A 17,252-nucleotide genomic window follows, 5' to 3' on the forward strand; every position below is an offset into this window, starting at 1 on the left:
ACTATTGTTCACTCAGTCTGTTCGGCTCGATTTTATGCAAAGCGCCAGAGCTTTCTTAAAAAGGGTGATTTGAGGGGCCAGTTTTTTCAATTTGCATAAAACCCATGATGTCCACTGGTCATCTGAAGCAGATTGCAGCCCTAGTAAATAGGCCCATGCGATCGCATCTCACTACCCTCTCTCTGAATATGCGATCGCATGGGCTCTGTAGCCAGCCGAGTTTTAGTGGCTAGATTCACCAGTAGATTCTTCAGAGGTCACGCCAGCCCCAGCCCCCTCAATCAAAAGCGGCTGATGGTAGCTAGCGGGCTTATCGCCCACCGTAGCACCGCCGGTAATCATGCCCTGTAGCGTCTTTTCAAAGAAAGTGTAGGGAAAGCGCGCCTCCGGCTGGCTAACAGCATCTAAGCGCTGGCGCAGCTCTAGCGGCATGTCAAAATCAAGCGCCCCAAGGTTATCCTGCAGCTGGTGCAGCTTAGTAGCACCAATAATCACCGAAGCCACCCCCGGACGATGGGCCACCCAGTTGAGCGCCACCTGTGCCATCGAGCGATCCAGCTCCTTGGCCACCTGCTCCAGCTCAGTAACGACAGCCCAGTTCTTCTCAGTAAACTTATTAAATGCCGGGTTGTTGGTGCCCGCCAGCGTCGCTAGTCGGCCCGACCCCTCAGGCCCGTTTTGCGAAGGCTGGTACTTCCCCGAGAGCAGGCCGCTGGCCAGCGGCGACCACACCATAATGCCGGTACCCAGCGCTTTTGCCAGAGATAGGTACTCAAACTCGATGTTGCGCTCCACCAGGGAATATTCCAGCTGAATGGTGCTAATTGGCTCCAGGTGACGCTCCTGGGCCAAGGTCTGAGCCTGAGCCAAGTACCAGGCTGGCACATCTGAGAGCGCCACGTGCCGCACTTTGCCAGAGCGCACGAGATCATCCAAAGTGCGCACAACTTCCTCTGCAGGCGTTACCTGATCCCAGGTGTGCAGCATGTAAACATCGATATAGTCGGTACCTAGGCGCTGTAGGGAGCCCTCCACCGCCCGTAGAATATTCTTGCGTCCGTTGCCGCCCGCATTGGGATTGCCCGGTTGGGCGTTGTAGCTAAATTTCGTGGTAATCACGACAGCATCGCGGGTGCCGCTCTCTTTGACAAACTGGCCCAGCATACGTTCACTGTTGCCATTAGTGTAGAGATCGGCCGTGTCGATAAAGTTGCCGCCTGCAGCTAGGTAGGTATCAAAAATCTGCCGCGCGTTAGCTTCATCGGCACCCCAGCCCCAATCGTCGCCAAAGGTCATCGTGCCCAGCGATAGCCGGCTCACTTTGAGACCCGTTTTTCCTAAAGTGTAGTAATCCATAGCGTTGTGCCTTTCAGCGCCCGACAAGAACTACTATCGGGGAAATCTGCAAATGAGTCTTGGATTTACTTGCTAAATCTTGGTACAACATTGCTCACGGTCTGTTGAGAGTTGCGTCAACGAGTGGGTAGTTGAATGGTGAAACAGCTGCCCTTGCCCAACTCGCTTTTAACATGGATATTGCCGCCATGAGCGCGAGCAATAGCCTGTGCGATCGCAAGTCCTAAGCCAGAGCCACCTGTGTGGCGAGAGCGGTCAGGGTGAACCCGGTAAAACCGGTCGAAAATCTGGGCCTGATCTGCCGGGGAGATGCCAATGCCCGTGTCTTCTATGGCAATCCAGGCTTGGCGATCACGACCAGAGAGGTGAATGGTAACTTTTCCGCCTTGTGAAGTGTACTCCAAAGCATTAACCACTACATTCAAAACGGTGCGGTAGAGCTGTTCTTCATTGCCACGGACACAAAGGGCAGGCTGCTTGTCATAGACGGCTGTGAGCTGAATGTCTTTGGTCACAGCTAAGGCTGAAAGTTCTTCCTCAATATCAGCGACTAGATCTTGCAGACAGCAGCAGGTTTCTTGAGCTTTAGCGCTAGGCTGATCTAGCCGCGAGAGGATCAGCAAATCATTCACTAGAGTTCCCAAGCGCTGGCTTTGGCGGGTAATCACCTGCAAGATATCGCGAGCTTCTGCATCAGAAATATAGGGAGCCCGACTGACCGATTCAGCAGAAGCTCGCACAGCGGCCAGCGGGGTGCGCAGCTCATGGGCCGCATCCGCCGTGAACTGCTGGATCTGGAGGTAGGCTCCGTAGGCAGGCCGAATCGCTACGCCTGCAACCCACCAGCTCGCCCCCCAAACCAGCCCAAAGGCCACAGGCAGGCCGCCCAGCAGCGCCAGCTTAACCCAAGCGAGATGTCTATCTAGCAGATGGAGAGAACTGCCTACCTCAAGGTACCCCCAGGGGTTACCGGCATTGTTTTTTAGCAGCAGAGACATTTGACGGTAGCTCCGGCCATCTGATGCCTGCAGGGTATAGAGCCCCGCCTCTGGAGGCTGAATGCTTTGCTCCGGAAGCTGACCTGCGATCGCAAGCACCTCCCCCGATAAATTCAGAAAGCGCAGGTAGTAGCCCTCTTGGTGCATTAGGCTCAAGACGTGGCGATCAGGGATAGGCTGAGGGCAGTCTGCCGTGGCTGAACACAGGCTGGGCAACAGCTGCCAGACGACCGGGGTAAGCTGCCCTGGCTGCTCCAAGGATGGCTCTAGGCTGTCGTGGAGGGTGCTGGCGACGGTTTCTAGGCGATGGTCGATCTCCCGCCGATGATCTTGGGCCAGAGCGACGTAAAATCCAATCGCACTAGCGGCCAAAATCACCCCCATCGTGCTGACGTAGAGCGCAGTGAGCCGCCAACGGGTCACTCTAAAGGCTCGGTTATGCAGGACAGGTTTTAAATTACGCATTGAATCGGTAGCCCATCCCATAGACTGTTTCAATCAGGGCTTCACAGCCATAGTCGGCCAATTTTTTCCGCAGCAACCGAATTTGAGCTGCCACAACATTGCTCATCGGATCTGCCTCAATCGACCAGACCCGGTTCATCAGCTGCTCGCGGGGCAAAATCTGGTTGGGATGCTGCATGAAACATTCTAAGAGCTGAAATTCCTTCGCTGTCAGAGATACAGGCTGAAGCGAAGCAGTATCGACCACCGTGACGGTGGAGGTGCCGTAGTCCAAAACTAAGCGGCCCACCCGCAGTCGGGTGGGTTGAAAGGCGGGGGAGCGCCGCTGTAAAGCCCGCAGTCTAGCTAACAGTTCCTCCATGCCAAAGGGTTTGATCAAATAGTCATCTGCACCGGCATCTAGACCGGCGACTCGATCTTCTAGCCGGTCTTTGGCCGTTAACAGCAGAACTGGCAAAGGGTTGGATTGCGATCGCAGCCGCTGACACAGCTCTAGGCCCGAAAGCTCAGGCAGCAACCAGTCAAAAATCCCCAGAGTGTAGGGAAAATCAGAATTTTCCAGGATCTGCAGGGCCGACCCACCGTCCTGCACCCAGTCAACCACATACTTTTCCCGCAGCAGCGCTCGGCGAATAGCTTCTCCCAGGTCTATCTCATCTTCCACCAGCAGTATCCGCATGGCTGACGTTGAGTGTCTCCTGTGAAATCTCGTTGAAATTTTAGGGCGAGAAGAGAGAAACCACAAATTTCATCCTGGTTTGATAATTGGCTGATATTGTCCTGGGCAAAGCCTTCTGTTCGCGCTTCTCCCGCTGACTTACTTGCCCCTATGCGTTTTCGCTACTTTCCTCACTCTGTGCCGGCTGCCCTGATGGGCCTGCTGCTGCTGACTGTGCCCATTGCGGTTGTCGCCCATACGGGGCACGATCACGGCTCAGAATTTAACTCAGGATCAAGTCAACCTGCTAGCGGCGTCCAGGTCGATCCGGCCACCGCTGACCGCCTAGGTATTCAGGTCGTTCCTGTGCAAAAGCAGGTTTTGAGCAGGGGCATTCAGACGACCGGGGAACTGGTGACTCAGCCCGATCAAAAGGGGATGGTAAATGCCCCGATCAACGGCACGGTCGTCGAGCTGTTGGTGCAGCCGGGGGATGTTGTCAAAAAGGGGCAGCCGCTGGCAAAAGTCAGTGCGCCCGATTTAATTGAGCTGCGGGTAGCGTCTCAGGAGGAGCGGGTAGGGGCCGAGGCCGACCTGCGGCAGGCCCAGACGAATCTCACCCTAGCCCAGCGAAACTATGAGCGGCAGGTTGCGATCGCAGAGACTGAAATTGAAGCGGCCCGCCAGCACTTGGCCCTAGCAAAAGACCGCCATGAGCAAAACCAGCAGCTGGCAGGCGCAGGCGCGATTGCCCGGCAGCAACTCCTCGAATCAGAATCAAACTTTGCTGAAGCTCGCAGTCAGCTGACGCGAGCTGAGAGCCGCCAGCCGGTGCTAGAAGCCCAGGCGGAAGTAGAGCGGGCACAGGCAACTTTAGAGGCAGCCCAGTCCCATCTTCGACTCAGCACCACCACCTACGAAACTCGCCTACAGCAGTTAAACAGCCCCGCCACCGAAAGGGGCATTGTCACCGTCGTTGCGCCGATCTCAGGCAAGGTGGCAGAGCGCCCAATCACCCTGGGTGAGACGGTGGAAGAAGCAGTAACGCCGATCATGAGTATCGTCAACGGCGATCGGCTGCGGGTGACGGCCAACGTCTATGAAAAAGATCTAGGCCAAGTCGCCGAGGGTCAGACCGTCAGGGCAACTGTGGCCAGCCTGCCCAATCAGTTCTTCCCCGGACGCGTGGTGACGGTGGGTGCGGTGGTCAATGGGGCCACGCGGGTCATCCCCGTCACCGCCGAACTAGAAGATGCCAGTGACTTACTCAAGCCAGGCATGTTTGCCGAGCTTGAGATTTTGACGGAGCGTACCCCAAACGCAGTACTGGCAATTCCGGCTAGCGCTCTGGTGGAGGCAGACGGGCGCTCCCTGGTCTTTGTGCAAAATGGCCAAGCGTTTGAGCCGGTAGAGGTCACCCTGGGCAGTAAGGCAGGAGAGCAAGTTGAGGTTCAGGCTGGCCTCTTTGAGGGTGATCAGGTGGTGGTGCAGGGGGCTTTGCAGCTCTATGCTCAGTCACTGCGGGGCGGAGAAGAGACTGCCACCGCTGAACCCGTCGTGACTCAGGCTGGTTTTCAGATGCCGGTCTGGGGTTGGGGGCTGGGGGGAGTTGCGATCGCAGCCACTACCGCAGCTGCCTTTTTCCTGGGTCGCCGCTCTCGTCCAGCAACGGTAGCGGCTGAGCCGCTGACCCCAGAGACCTCCTTTACGCTGACCCCAGATCGAGATCCGGCTGAGGCCAAGGTTGGGCCGCGTTAATCACCGCTTCCCTGTGTCCTCTCCCCCATCCCTATCTGCCCTCTATGCTGAACGCGATTCTCAAGTGGTCCATTGCTCAACGCTGGATTGTGGTGATTGGAGCCATCCTGATTACCCTCTACGGCCTCCGCACCCTGAGCCAGATGTCTTTAGATGTGTTCCCCAGCTTTGCCCCACCCCAGGTCGAGATCCAGGCCGAAGCCCCTGGCCTTGCGCCTGAAGAGGTGGAGTCTCTGGTAACGCTGCCGATTGAGAGCGCAGTCAACGGCACGCCCGGCGTAACAGCGGTGCGCTCAAGCTCAGTGGCAGGCGCTTCAGCTGTGCGGGTAGTCTTTGGCTGGGACACCGATGTTTACCAGGCGCGGCAGCTAATTACAGAGCGATTGCAGCAGGCCCAGTCTCGCTTACCAGAGGGGGTAGAAGCGCCCCAGCTTGCTCCCCTCAATTCGCCCCTGGGCATCATCCTAGAATACGCGTTCACAGCAGACTCTACCTCGCTAATGGACGTGCGGCAGCTGGTCGATCGCCAGGTGACCAACCGGCTGCTGGCCGTGCCCGGCATCACCCAGATCACGGTCTTTGGTGGCGAGGAGCGGCAGTATCAGGTACTGGTAGATCCGGCCAAGCTGAGCGCCTTTGGAGTTACTTTAGCGGAGGTCAGCGAAGCCGCTGCTGCCGCCAACCAAAACGGGGCTGGGGGCTACCTGATTGATGCCGACCAGGAACTCCTGATTCGGGGGATTGGCCGCATCGAGTCAATTGAGGATTTGCAGCAGTCAGTGGTGAAGGCGCGGGACGGGACGCCGGTGCTGTTGCGGGATGTAGCCGAGGTCGCCATCGGGCCAGCCCTAAAGCGAGGAGATGGCAGCCTTAACGGCCAACTGGCGCTGGTCATGCTGATCAACAAGCAGCCAATCGCAGATACCCTGACGGTGACCCGGCAGGTAGAAGCGGCCCTAGCGGAAGTCGGCTCTAGCCTGCCGCCTGATGTCACCATTCATCGCACCTTTCGCCAGGCGGACTTCATCGAGTCTTCTATCCGCAACGTGCGGGATTCGCTGCGGGACGGCATCATCATTGTCTCGGTGATTTTGCTGCTGTTTCTGATGAACTGGCGGACAGCGGTCATCACCCTTAGCGCCATTCCCATGTCGCTGCTGATTTGCTTGATTTTGCTCAACTGGTTCGGCCTGAGCGTCAATACGATGACCCTGGGCGGTCTGGCTGTGGCGATTGGCTCGGTCGTAGACGACTCCATTGTCGATATGGAGAACTGCTACCGGGGACTGCGGCAAAACCACCAGCAGGGCAGCCCTAAGCACCCGTTTCAGGTGGTTTACGACACCTCTGTGGAGGTGCGCACTAGCGTGCTCTTTTCCACCGTAATTATTGCAGTGATTTTTGCGCCTATTTTTGCGCTTAGTGGAGTAGAAGGGCGAATTTTTGCGCCGATGGGCATTGCCTACCTGGTGGCGATTTTTGCCTCTACTCTGGTCGCCCTGACGCTATCGCCTGCACTCTGCGCGTTTCTGCTGGCCTACGCACCCTTGCCGACAGAAGAAACTTGGGTCTCTCGCTGGGGCCAACGGCTCTATCAACCGGGCCTGCGCCTGGCCCTAAGGCGACCTCGGCTGATCCTGCTAGTGGCGCTAGGAATGCTGGTGGCTTCCCTGGCTGTCCTGCCAGCGCTGGGGCGAGTCTTTCTGCCTGAGTTCCAGGAGCGATCGCTAGTGGCCTCCATGAGTTTGTTTCCAGGGGGATCACTAGCGGCTACAAACCGGGCTGGCTTAGCGGTACAGGATGCGCTCAAAGAAGACCCTCGCTTTACCACAATTCAGATGCGCTCCGGGCGAGCTCCCGGCGATCCCCACGTCGTCGGATCTAACTTTGCCGAGCTTGACGTTGAGCTCAGTGACGAGGGCATGAGAGACCGGGAAGCGACCCTAGATGCCCTGCGCGCAGAGTTTGCCAAGCTACCTGGTGTTCCAGCTAGCATCGGCGGCTTTATCTCCCACCGCATGGATGAGGTGCTCTCAGGGGTGCGAAGTGCGATCGCAGTCAAAATCTTTGGCCCCGACCTGGCTGAACTGCGTCGTCTAGGCACCGAAGTCACTACTGTGATGGGCACAATTGAAGGGGTAGTAGATCTACAGCTTGCCCCTCAGCTGCCCGTTCGCCAGGTGCAGATTCGCTTTGACCGTGCTGCTGCCGCTCGCTATGGGCTCAGCATGGCCGCCCTAGCCGATACGGTAGAAACGGCTCTCAATGGCCGGGTGGTGTCTCAAGTGCTAGAGGAGCAGCAGCTCTTTGATCTGGTGGTGTGGTTTGATGCCAGCGCCCGAGGCGATCTCGATACCCTGCGTAACGTGCTCATTGACACCCCTGCCGGGCAACAGATTCCCCTGGCCCAGCTAGCCCAGATAGACTATGGCACCGGACCCAACGCCATCAGCCGGGAAAATGTCTCGCGCCTGATCGTTGTCTCCTCCAACGTAGCCGGACGCGATCTGGGCTCTGTGATTGCTGATATTCAGGATCAAGTTCGTCAGCAGGTGCAGTTTCCACCAGGCTATTTCATTCAGTACGGCGGCCAGTTTGAGTCAGAGCAGCGGGCCACTCAGAACCTGCTAGTGTTTGGAGCCCTGGCCCTGGTCGTGATCTCTGTCTTGATGTATTTCACCGTTCGCTCTTTCCCGGCCACCGTTATGATCATGTTCAACCTGCCTCTAGCGGTGGTGGGCGGCATTTTCTCGGTTGCGATCGGCGGTGGGGTGCTGTCCGTCGCTTCCCTAGTCGGCTTCATCACCCTGTTCGGTGTGGCTGTCCGCAACGGTCTGTTACTGGTAGACAACTACAACACCAAGCTGGCAACCGGTATGCCCCTCCCCCAGGTTCTCTTTGCCGGATCGATGGAGCGGCTCAACGCCATCTTGATGACGGCCTTTACCTCCGCCCTGGGAATGCTGCCCCTGGTAATCGGCACCGGCCCCGGTCGAGAAATTCTGCAGCCGCTGGCAGTGGTTGTGCTGGGGGGGCTCTTTACCTCTACTGCTCTAACCCTAATTGTGTTGCCAGCCCTCTATGCTCTGTTTGGCCGTCATCTAGTGCCTTCACAGACAGCCGTTGACATCAGCTCTGATTCTGAAGTTGGGGCCACGGCCAATGGTCACCGACCCGTCAGTTCTATTTAATGCTTACTTAAAAGAGGTGTCCCATGCGTTCTCTGATTTTGCAATTGGTTCTTCTGACTGGCACCCTGGCGCTGGCCGCCTGCGGTGGTGCTGAAACTCCAACTGTTACGGCTCCCGTCACTGACAGCGTAGAAGCGCCAGCCAGCAGCACAGAAGCACCAGCCAGTTCTCAACCCTCCCCCGACGACCACACTGCGGCTACTAAAGGAGGGCAGGTAGTTGAGACGGGTGAATACCATATGGAGCTGGTTCCCGTCACTGAAGCAGACGGCATTCACCTTGATCTGTACCTGCAAACTGGAGATACCCACGAAGCCGTGACTGACGCTACGGTAGTTGCCCAAGTGCAGCTTCCTGATGGCACCCAGCAGGAAGTACCTATGGATTACGATGCCCCAGGAGAACACTTCTTCGCCTTTCTACCTACGCAAGCAGCCGGAGAATACAAGGTTGTAGTCCAAACGGACGTCCAAGGGGAGAAAGTTAATGGACGTTTTAATTTTTCCAAGTAGACGTTCTGGTTCCATCCTGTGCAAAGCTTTTCAAGCATCACAAATTAAAGAACCATTGCCCAACCGATAAAGTTGGGGATATGTTGCTGTGATGGGAAATCTACAGCCATTTTGGAGGTCGAATGACCAGCAAGGACCGAAGTTTTCTGCCGGATGCAGGTCTTGAGTATGCGCTCGAACTGCTTCGCAATGTGCCTGCAGCCGCTGCGGGCTTGCCCCAAGATCTGCCGCAGCAGGGCATCGGCGAGATCGCTTCGCTTGATCTGCTCTCAGGTCACGTGCTCGGAGAGGCCACTCAACTCGGCTCAAGCGTCGCCCTGGCGCACATGGACCCGCCCACACCCTGGATCACTTGGGCCATGTCTCTATGGAATGCCAGCCTGAATCAGAACCTCCTGCACGAGTCGAGTTCTCCCTTTGCGACGCAGGCGGAAACAACTGTGATCCGCTGGCTCGCACCGTACTTTGGCATGGGTGGCGGGCACTTCTGTGCTGGGTCCACGATTGCGAACCTTACAGGTATTTGGGCCGCCCGAGATGCCGCTGGTATCCGGAAGGTGGTTGCCTCTGAAGTAGCGCACCTGAGCGTCGCCAAAGCCTGCAGACTACTCGGACTTGAGCTGATTGAGGTGCCCGTTGATGGGCGGGGACGGCTGGACGTAAACGCTGTGCCAGACCTCAACGACGCGTGCCTGGTTCTCACCGCAGGCACGACAGCCACGGGCAGCATCGATCCGCTTGAGCTGGCAGGCACTGCGCGTTGGACCCATGTCGATGCCGCGTGGGCAGGCCCCCTGCGACTGAGCGGGCGATACGCCCACCTGCTAGACGGGATAGAACGAGCGGACTCGGTCGCAGTTTCTGCGCACAAGTGGTTCTTCCAGCCTAAGGACTCGGCCATTGTCATGTTTCGGGAGCTGGAGGCGGCCAATGCAGCCATCGGTTTTGGCAGCGGCTATCTGGCAAAGCCCAACATTGGGGTGCAGAGCTCGCGCTCGGCCGCTGCGATTCCCCTGCTGGCTACCTTGTTAGCCTGGGGCCAAGAAGGGGTTGTGAGCCGCTTAGATCACCTGATGGAGGTTGCACAGCGGCTTGCGATCGCAATCACTGCCAGCCCTCATCTGGAGCTGTGGGGTGAGCCCGAAACGGCAGTGACGGTGTTTCGGCCGACCGGTTGCTCAATCGAGGAGTTCTTAGCACGCACGCCAACTGGAATGCTGTCGTCTGCCGTCGTAGGGGAGCAGCTATGGGTCAGGTCTGTCGCAGCAAACCCAATGGTAGATATCGATGCTGCGATCGCAGATATCCTCACAGCGGCCGAACTAGGACAACGTATCGAGTAATGGCTTGGAGCAGGCTCGCTTTGCGTGTAGTTAAGCCCTATAGATTACCGATGTATTCGAATGTTACCTAACGGCTTCAAGCTTCATAAGATACCTATTTCTTAGTATTCATTAGTCCGCTCTAAACGTCCGTTTTACGTGAATACTTTTCATATGTCGCTTCACGGTATTGATAGTGATAAATAACGCCTTTCCAATCTGACGGTATGAAAAACCTTGTAGGTATAGCTCCCATACCTCAGCCTCTCTCGGTGTTAATCGATACCGAAATGCGTCAAATAAAGCCCTTTGATGAGCCACCTCTGTAAGATCCTCAAGCGTAACAACGATGTGTGATGCCTGCTGAGCATCCAAGGCGATCCATTCCGCCTGGATCTGCATTCGCGTTTTGTCGCTACGGAAAATATCATCCTGTAATTGAACGGGCTGCCCTGGAAACAGCTGGCGGCTCTCAATGAGGTAATCAGCTAGCTTCTCAATCTCTCTTGGGAGCTGGTCATTAGGCTGCCTTCCCTGCTTACCTGAGGCAATATCAGGAGCACCCTGCAGGGTTTTGCAAAGCAGTCTAGCTTTGGGGCTGCTCTGCAAAAGACGCCCCTGCGAGTCTAATAGCATCAGGCCTTGAGATGGAAAAATACGGCCTAAAACCGTTTCAAAAACAATGGCTAAATAATCAGCCGTAATGGCATCGGACGGGAGTACCTCAGGCTCTACCGGAGAGGCTAGAGACGGTAGTACAACTAAGTTTGGAGGCTGTTGTTTAACTGAAGTTGTGGCATGTGACACCTGATTATCCTCATAGAGATGATGGAGAATCCCTGACAGGAATAACTTGCAAAGCCTGGTTTCTAGAAGAAGCTGGAATGCTACCTCTGGCCGCGAATCATCCTGTTTCCAACAGTGTCATTGATGCTTGAACCTGCCTAGGAGAGGCGAGAAGACCCTTCAATACTGTTGAGGTAGAGGTTTAGTCATCCGTAAAATCCGGAATCAGCCTGAAATAGAGTGAAGTTTTCGTGAAATAGTAAGCTCAGCAATACAATCTGCCACTTCAGGGAATGAACAACGCACCTAAAGCTAGTGATGTGAATGTATGGTTTCCCCAGGTGCATCAAGACCGTTACGCCCAATACATTGTGGGCCAGTCAGGGTTGACCCGCAGACAAGCGATCTGCTTTGTTAGACTTTGGGGCTATGCTTATCTGCAGCAGAGAGAAGCCCCTGCGCCGGTCACAACTCTGAGCAGTTACGTAGGAACTTTTGACTGCTCCCATAGCCAAGCAGCGGACCTGTTTTACAGCGATCGGTCGCGGGGAAGTGAGCGTTCTGCAGGCATGATGATCGACCAGCTCGTTGCCAAGCATTTAGTTAGACGCGCACCCTTTGATGGCGGTCCTACACGGCTAAGTTTGCAGATCCCAGATAGTTTCCTTCCTAAGGAGACAAATTCACATAGTGCTCAACTTTACGTAGATGCCTTTGATGTACGCAATGACGCCTCCCTTGTAGCAGCTTTCCTAGAGGAAAGCTATAGCTGGGTCAGTCAGCGATCTGAGATGACATCATTCAAAATCACAAAAGTTTTGCGCCAGTGGGCTGCTCAGTATCCTAGCGGCTTGCGGGTGTTAAGAAAGGCCTCAGACGATGAACCTGTGGGCTTTGCAACCTTTTTCCCAACACACCCTAACTCTGAAGAGAAGTTTCATCAGCCCCCCAGTGTAAGCCTGCATTTGAGCACGCTGGATAATGATGACCCAATTCGGGTCGCGCTTCCTGGGAATGAGGAGTGCTACGCCGTGTTTGTCCGCAGTTGGCAGATCCATTCACAATACTGGAACTATTCAACGGCCTGCCAGTTTCTACAAGACTCCCAAGCAACCTTGGCGCAGATGCAAGAGGTCTACCCCAATTTGTGTGACATATACACCATCACGATTCATCCTCGGCTTGAAGCCCTGGCCCTGGCCTTAGGATTCAAGGCAATGAAAGCTGACCCCAGTTCCTCACTTCGCTGGTATTACACTCCGTTGGCCCGATTCCTCAAACTAGACGTTGATGAGGCTTTAGCCGAGTTTGACTTCAACCTTGCATAGGTCCAAACACTACAGCTGTCGGGTGAGTACAACCCTTCTCTAGCTGTTCCTACTTTTGATGCCAACAAATCCAGTCTAGTTAGACAGTTATAGGAGGGGCATTACCCTAATGCTTAAAGAGTCTAATCGGTATTCAGTACGCCCCCTCTATATACACCAACCGCTCGACCTGGCAATATGATCTGGCCGATCGCCTCAATGGTAACCTGCAAGAGGCCAACGCAAGTGCCCTCAATGGCGTCACCATTGCGCTAGGGTATGCCGCTCAAGGCGACTCGAACCGAGCCAGCGAGGTACTGACCAAAGCGTTAGAAGCAGTGGCAACAATTGGCCCCGATTTCGGCCGCCGCGATACGCTATGGCAAATGCTTACTGTAGCCCTACAAGCCGAGGATCCGCAGATTAGCTTACAGATTGCTGCGACTTTCCAGCATCCTGAAGAAAGAGCCACTGCCCTCCGTCAAGTCAATCAGAAATACCCGCTAAATGCCGCCCTGATACAGCCGAATTAGGAGCTTCGCGCATCAGTACGATCGCTCCTTTATAGAATGCATTACTGCCGAATAGGCGCACCATTATTGCCTATTTAACAAAACTTCAGAAATGTATAAAAACATGTATAAAGTGGGAGGCTTGGCAGGACATTTGATGAACGCAAAAAATTAACCCGTAGCTACCTCCTAAGCAAGAGTAGGTAGAGGGATTCAGCATAAAATGCTGAATCCCTCTATAATAAAGAGGTAGTCGCATGTCTTCTGAATTAGAAGAATTGCTAATCCAGCGAAGCCAAACCTTAGTTCATATTCAGGAACTGCTTGGTCACATTTGCGGATTGATAAACCTAATTACCTTGGAAGCTCAGAAAGTTCAGGAGACGGCTCAGAACCGACCCTCTACTTCGGTGGAACCTAGGATCTCGTACACTGGGGTCGAAGATAGCGCCATTTTCCCAAGCTGCTTGATCAACCCCAATACTGATTTAGACTGTTAACTTCATAAAGCCTACTAGCCCAGCAATACCAACCTAGCCCTTCCTCAGTGCCTCGCAAACACCCTCACCTCTCATCTCAGCTCCAACTTTAGAGGTATGTGGAGGTGAAAGGCTTAGCGAAACGTTTGATGAACGCAAAAAATTAACCCGTAGTCATCCCCTAAGCAAGAGCAGATAGAAGACTTCAGCATAGGATGCTGAAGTCTTCTATCGTAGAGAGACATTTGCATGTCTTCTGAACTAAAAGAATTGCTAATCCAGCGAAGCCAAACCTTAGTTCATACTAAGGAACTGCTTGGTCGTATCCACGGCTTAATTGACCTAATTGTCTCAGAGGTTCAAAAAGATCAGGAGGCAACTCAAGGCCTGCAGTCTGTCCCAGCAGAATCCACCAGCTCGTTTCTTATTTGGGTCGAGGATAGCGCCATTCCCCAAACTGGCCCAATAAACCCGACACTGCTTTAGACCCTTAGCTACTACAAAGCTTGCCAGCTTCGGCAGCATTGCTTTGTCCCTTTCTCCGTGCTTACAGGCAAAACAAAACCCCACCAGCAGAGCCAGCGGGGTCAACTTCTTCAGGTATATCTATCTCTAGCTGCAGTGCCCAATGATAGGTACAGTTTTACTTGTACTGCCAGTCATGAGCGGCTGTTTTAGCTCACCTTTAGTAGGCTCTGCGGGCAAAAGCATAGTAGAGCCAAAGAGCAAGAACAGCACCCAGAACTGCAACTACGACGCCGCCGAGACTCAATCCGGCCGAGGTCAGGGCTAACGTTCCTGTTGTCAGCAGAGCGTACAAGCTACCGCCAATAAAAGCACCCACAATACCCAGGATCAGGGTTCCGACAATGCCGCCGCTCTGGTGGCCGGGGTAGATCGCCTTTGCGATCGCACCTGCAATCAAACCTAATACGATCCAAGCCAGAATGTTCATTGGTTTCCTCCAGTGTAAAACGCTCTAGAAGTCAACAGGCAATCTCAATCGATTACATCAATATGATTGGATATGACTAGAAGCGTTTGTTGTTTATATGGCTGTTTATCGGTCAATTAAAAAGCAGTTGTATGCCGCTTTCTTATGTTTATTAGCTTATTAGCGGCAAGGAGAAATTTTGACTATCCAAAGACGGAAAGCGAGCTGAGCACAAAGTATGATAGCTAGCCGCCCCTAAGACTGAGACAGCTTAACTGCAGCCCCCAACTAAAGAAAGACGATAGAGCGCATCTCTGCACCTGGCTGTCTCCTTTACCCCCGTCCATGACAGAGCTTAAACTTCTTGCCACTGCCGCACCAGCAAGGCGCACTACGCTGAGGAGCTAGAGGCGGCAACAGGTCGCCCTCCAGATAGAGCCAGCGACCTTTATGTTTGACAAAGCGAGACTTCTCGTGGAGCTGAGCCACAGTTGTCGTGCCGTAAAGGGCGACAAATTCAACAGTCCCAGTTTCATCTGAGGGCTGTCCTGCATTGGCCTCCAAAATAGAGAGCCCTCGCCAAGTCGTGTTTTGGCAATTTTGGCGCAGCTTGTCGAGATCGCCAAGCCGACGCTTGCTAGGGTGATGAGTCGCCAAGAGATAGTCTGCATTGCTATTGACATAGGCTGTGTAGCGAGAGCGCATGAGTGCCTCAGCCGTCGGAGGCTGGGCCGTGCCCTGCAGATAGGGTTCGCAGCAGGCTGCGTAGCTTTTGAGACTGCCACAGGGGCAGGGAGAGCTTTCTATCATCTGCAGGCTCTCCCGCTTGCAGCTTTTGACTGGTTAGCTGAAATCACAATGCGGGCGCAGGCCTCAGCATCTGATAAGGCATCGTGGTGTTTCAGCGGAATGCCCAAATACTCACAAACGTTGGGAAGCTTCGTTGGTCGAATATTCCAGGTATCCCTTGCCAGTTTGACGGTGCAGATAAAGGCTGAGCTAGGCGGGGTGAGGTTATGAGCATTGCAGCAGGCAGAGAGCACACCGCGATCAAAAGAGGCGTTGTGCGCCGCCAGAAAATCGACCCCTTCAAACATAGGTTCAAGGGTGGGCCATAGCTCTGCAAAGCTGGGCTCTCCTGCCACGTCACGCCAGGCAATACCGTGGATATAGGTAAACTCAATGTGCTGCCGAGGCGGACGGATCAGATAGTGAACTTTATCGACCACTTTGCCCTCCTCAACTCGAACCAGCCCAATAGAGCAGGCACTGTCTCTACAGCGATCTGCCGTTTCAAAGTCTATCGCGACAAAATTGTCCATAGGGCTGGGGCTAAGGGCGCTCATGCTGCCGTTGAGATAGGTGTGATAACTTCTTAGCTTAAACCAAGCTTCGCTTCCCTCCTAGAGCCTGTCTTTCAAGCTCCAAAAGTTTTGTCAGTTCATTTAGAGGGAAAGGGGTTAGGTCACTTTTGCGGGAGAGCTGTCGGAAAATCTCTGGACGTAGACTGCCACACCATAAAGCAGCCCAAGCAATCCGCAGCCAAAAATGAGGCTCTGAGAGAGGGGGGAGTGAAACGTATACAGGGGGTGGTTTTCCAGCGCTTTGTGAAGCCCTGCATGAATCACCCAAAAAGCGGCAAAAACAGCTCTTGATCCGGCGCGAATGCTGAGGTTGTCGTTAAAAGTCAGCCAAAATAAAACGGCCAGTAAGGGCACATGAATGGCTACAAAGGCAGTCGAGGCCGTTGGTTCGGGCAGACTGCGTAAAATATAGAGCAGCCGCCACTCAGACTGTGTTACGGCATCGAGTTCGTGGGTGGCTAAGGTAGCAAACCCGAGGTTAAAAATGAGGTCTTTCACGGCTGTAGCTCCCGTAAAAACGCAACTTGTGCTTCTCTTAACTTTACCGCTGGGTTCGCTTGAAGGATCTGATTTAGGGCATTTTCAGCGGTCGCCCCAGTAGCGATGAGGTAGGCTGCTAGCAACGTGCCGGTGCGCCGTCTACCGCTGGTGCAGTGGACCGCAACAGCGTGAGAACGGGCATTTTCAGCGTCTACAAATTGCCTGAATTGCTCGGCCTGCTCTTGTGTTGGCGCAGTGCCGCCTGTGGTCGGTAGCCATAGGTAAGGCATATTTGAGGCGGCATACAGATCCAGGTTGGCCGCATCGTCCATAACTGATACTATCGCACCAATCCCGGCAGTCTTCAGGGCTGAGATCTCCTCTGCGGTCGGCCTGCGAACCCCAGCCAGTTTACCGGGAATGACCCACCACAGGTTTTCGGTAATCGGTTGTTCCACGCTAAGGGCTCCCTAGCTTAGGGCCTGTTGAGCGGTTTCTGCCACCGCTTTGGCGGCTCTTTCCTTACGTTCGCTGTAGCGGTCGGTCAACTCTTCTACCTGCTCCCGCAGCAGCAGGGTAAAGCGGTAAAGCTCCTCCATGACATCCACCACGCGATCGCGGTAGGGCGAGTCTTTCATAGTGCCGTCTTCGTTAAACTCCTGATAGGCTTTGGCCACAGAAGACTGGTTGGGAATGGTAAACATCCGCATCCAGCGGCCCAAAATTCGCATGGTGTTGACAGCGTTGAAGGACTGAGAACCGCCTGAAACTTGCATAACGGCCAACGTTCTGCCCTGGGTCGGGCGCATCGCTCCCATCGTTAGAGGAATCCAGTCGATCTGGGTTTTCATCAGGCCAGAGATGTTGCCGTGCAGCTCGGGGCTAGACCACACCTGCCCTTCCGACCAGAGAGACAGTTCGCGCAGCTCCTGCACTTTGGGGTGGGTATCGGGTTCAGCACCATGCAGCGGCAGCCCTCGCGGGTCAAAGAATTTCACTTCGGCTCCAAAACCCTCGATAATGCGTGCGGCTTCCTCTGCCAGCAGGCGGCTGTAGGAGCGCTCACGCAAAGAGCCATAGAGAAACAGAATTCGGGGGGGATGATCAAAGCTCATAGTAGATTCAAGGTA

Annotated in this window: 17 protein-coding genes; 7 read left to right on the forward strand and 10 right to left on the reverse strand. The window is 54.6% G+C overall.

Annotated elements, in window-relative coordinates; translation table 11 throughout:
- Nucleotides 1-222: 222 nt before the first annotated feature.
- The 3 genes from H6G13_RS17675 to rppA all read right to left on the reverse strand — a co-directional run bounded on the left by H6G13_RS17675 (nucleotide 223) and on the right by rppA (nucleotide 3,498).
- Complete coding sequence (locus H6G13_RS17675) at nucleotides 223-1,356, reverse strand: aldo/keto reductase (protein WP_190485164.1); 1,134 nt, start codon at nucleotides 1,354-1,356, stop codon at nucleotides 223-225.
- Between the two features lie 116 nt (nucleotides 1,357-1,472).
- Nucleotides 1,473-2,819: a two-component system sensor histidine kinase RppB gene (rppB, locus tag H6G13_RS17680; protein ID WP_190485166.1), complete on the reverse strand. Its 1,347-nt coding sequence runs from the start codon at nucleotides 2,817-2,819 to the stop codon at nucleotides 1,473-1,475.
- Entirely contained in the window at nucleotides 2,812-3,498 is a 687-nt protein-coding gene (rppA, locus tag H6G13_RS17685) for a two-component system response regulator RppA (RefSeq protein WP_190485168.1), read from the reverse strand. Before rppA ends, rppB begins: the two co-directional genes overlap by 8 nt.
- Before the next feature lie 150 nt (nucleotides 3,499-3,648).
- Here rppA and H6G13_RS17690 point away from each other — a divergent pair, with 150 nt between their 5' ends.
- The 4 genes from H6G13_RS17690 (at nucleotide 3,649) to H6G13_RS17705 (ending at nucleotide 10,281) form a co-directional block, all read left to right on the forward strand.
- Complete coding sequence (locus H6G13_RS17690; RefSeq protein ID WP_190485170.1) at nucleotides 3,649-5,235, forward strand: efflux RND transporter periplasmic adaptor subunit; 1,587 nt, start codon at nucleotides 3,649-3,651, stop codon at nucleotides 5,233-5,235.
- A 44-nt stretch (nucleotides 5,236-5,279) separates the two neighbouring features.
- A complete protein-coding gene (locus H6G13_RS17695; RefSeq protein ID WP_190485172.1) occupies nucleotides 5,280-8,426 on the forward strand; it encodes an efflux RND transporter permease subunit in 3,147 nt (1,048 codons plus the stop codon).
- Between the two features lie 23 nt (nucleotides 8,427-8,449).
- Nucleotides 8,450-8,938: a hypothetical protein gene (locus tag H6G13_RS17700; protein ID WP_190485174.1), complete on the forward strand. Its 489-nt coding sequence runs from the start codon at nucleotides 8,450-8,452 to the stop codon at nucleotides 8,936-8,938.
- A gap of 122 nt (nucleotides 8,939-9,060) precedes the next feature.
- Complete coding sequence (locus H6G13_RS17705) at nucleotides 9,061-10,281, forward strand: pyridoxal-dependent decarboxylase (RefSeq protein ID WP_190485176.1); 1,221 nt, start codon at nucleotides 9,061-9,063, stop codon at nucleotides 10,279-10,281.
- Between the two features lie 111 nt (nucleotides 10,282-10,392).
- Here H6G13_RS17705 and H6G13_RS29530 read toward each other — a convergent pair whose 3' ends face one another.
- A complete protein-coding gene (locus tag H6G13_RS29530) occupies nucleotides 10,393-11,067 on the reverse strand; it encodes a helix-turn-helix transcriptional regulator (protein ID WP_190485178.1) in 675 nt (224 codons plus the stop codon).
- Nucleotides 11,068-11,339: 272 nt separating this feature from the next.
- Between H6G13_RS29530 and H6G13_RS17715 the strand changes: the two genes are divergently transcribed.
- The 3 genes from H6G13_RS17715 (at nucleotide 11,340) to H6G13_RS17725 (ending at nucleotide 13,830) form a co-directional block, all read left to right on the forward strand.
- Nucleotides 11,340-12,374, forward strand: coding sequence for a hypothetical protein (locus tag H6G13_RS17715; protein WP_190485180.1), 1,035 nt, complete (start codon nucleotides 11,340-11,342; stop codon nucleotides 12,372-12,374).
- Between the two features lie 317 nt (nucleotides 12,375-12,691).
- Nucleotides 12,692-12,886 (forward strand): hypothetical protein, encoded by a 195-nt coding sequence (locus H6G13_RS17720; RefSeq protein ID WP_190485182.1) that lies wholly within the window; start codon nucleotides 12,692-12,694, stop codon nucleotides 12,884-12,886.
- Between the two features lie 707 nt (nucleotides 12,887-13,593).
- The gene (locus tag H6G13_RS17725; protein ID WP_190485184.1) at nucleotides 13,594-13,830 is read left to right on the forward strand and encodes a hypothetical protein; all 237 of its coding nucleotides are present in this window, start codon (nucleotides 13,594-13,596) and stop codon (nucleotides 13,828-13,830) included.
- 199 nt (nucleotides 13,831-14,029) lie between these two features.
- Here the strand turns inward: H6G13_RS17725 and H6G13_RS17730 are convergent, their stop codons facing one another.
- From H6G13_RS17730 to arsH, 6 genes are all read right to left on the reverse strand, one after another.
- Nucleotides 14,030-14,299, reverse strand: a complete 270-nt coding sequence (locus tag H6G13_RS17730; RefSeq protein WP_190485186.1) for a GlsB/YeaQ/YmgE family stress response membrane protein — start codon at nucleotides 14,297-14,299, stop codon at nucleotides 14,030-14,032.
- A gap of 312 nt (nucleotides 14,300-14,611) precedes the next feature.
- The gene (locus H6G13_RS17735) at nucleotides 14,612-15,088 is read right to left on the reverse strand and encodes a YchJ family protein (protein ID WP_190485188.1); all 477 of its coding nucleotides are present in this window, start codon (nucleotides 15,086-15,088) and stop codon (nucleotides 14,612-14,614) included.
- Nucleotides 15,085-15,600 carry a 3'-5' exonuclease gene (locus tag H6G13_RS17740; RefSeq protein WP_190485190.1) on the reverse strand — a complete coding sequence of 172 codons (516 nt, stop codon included), beginning with the start codon at nucleotides 15,598-15,600 and terminating at the stop codon, nucleotides 15,085-15,087. The genes H6G13_RS17735 and H6G13_RS17740 overlap by 4 nt, the downstream gene beginning before the upstream one ends.
- A gap of 138 nt (nucleotides 15,601-15,738) precedes the next feature.
- Nucleotides 15,739-16,140 (reverse strand): DUF6713 family protein, encoded by a 402-nt coding sequence (locus tag H6G13_RS17745; protein ID WP_190485192.1) that lies wholly within the window; start codon nucleotides 16,138-16,140, stop codon nucleotides 15,739-15,741.
- Nucleotides 16,137-16,580, reverse strand: coding sequence for a dual specificity protein phosphatase family protein (locus tag H6G13_RS17750; RefSeq protein ID WP_190485194.1), 444 nt, complete (start codon nucleotides 16,578-16,580; stop codon nucleotides 16,137-16,139). Before H6G13_RS17750 ends, H6G13_RS17745 begins: the two co-directional genes overlap by 4 nt.
- A 12-nt stretch (nucleotides 16,581-16,592) precedes the next feature.
- The gene (arsH, locus tag H6G13_RS17755) at nucleotides 16,593-17,237 is read right to left on the reverse strand and encodes an arsenical resistance protein ArsH (protein WP_190485196.1); all 645 of its coding nucleotides are present in this window, start codon (nucleotides 17,235-17,237) and stop codon (nucleotides 16,593-16,595) included.
- Between the last annotated feature and the right edge of the window lie 15 nt (nucleotides 17,238-17,252).

It is taken from the genome of Pseudanabaena sp. FACHB-2040, from assembly GCF_014696715.1.
In the GTDB taxonomy this organism is placed as follows: domain Bacteria; phylum Cyanobacteriota; class Cyanobacteriia; order Phormidesmidales; family Phormidesmidaceae; genus JACVSF01.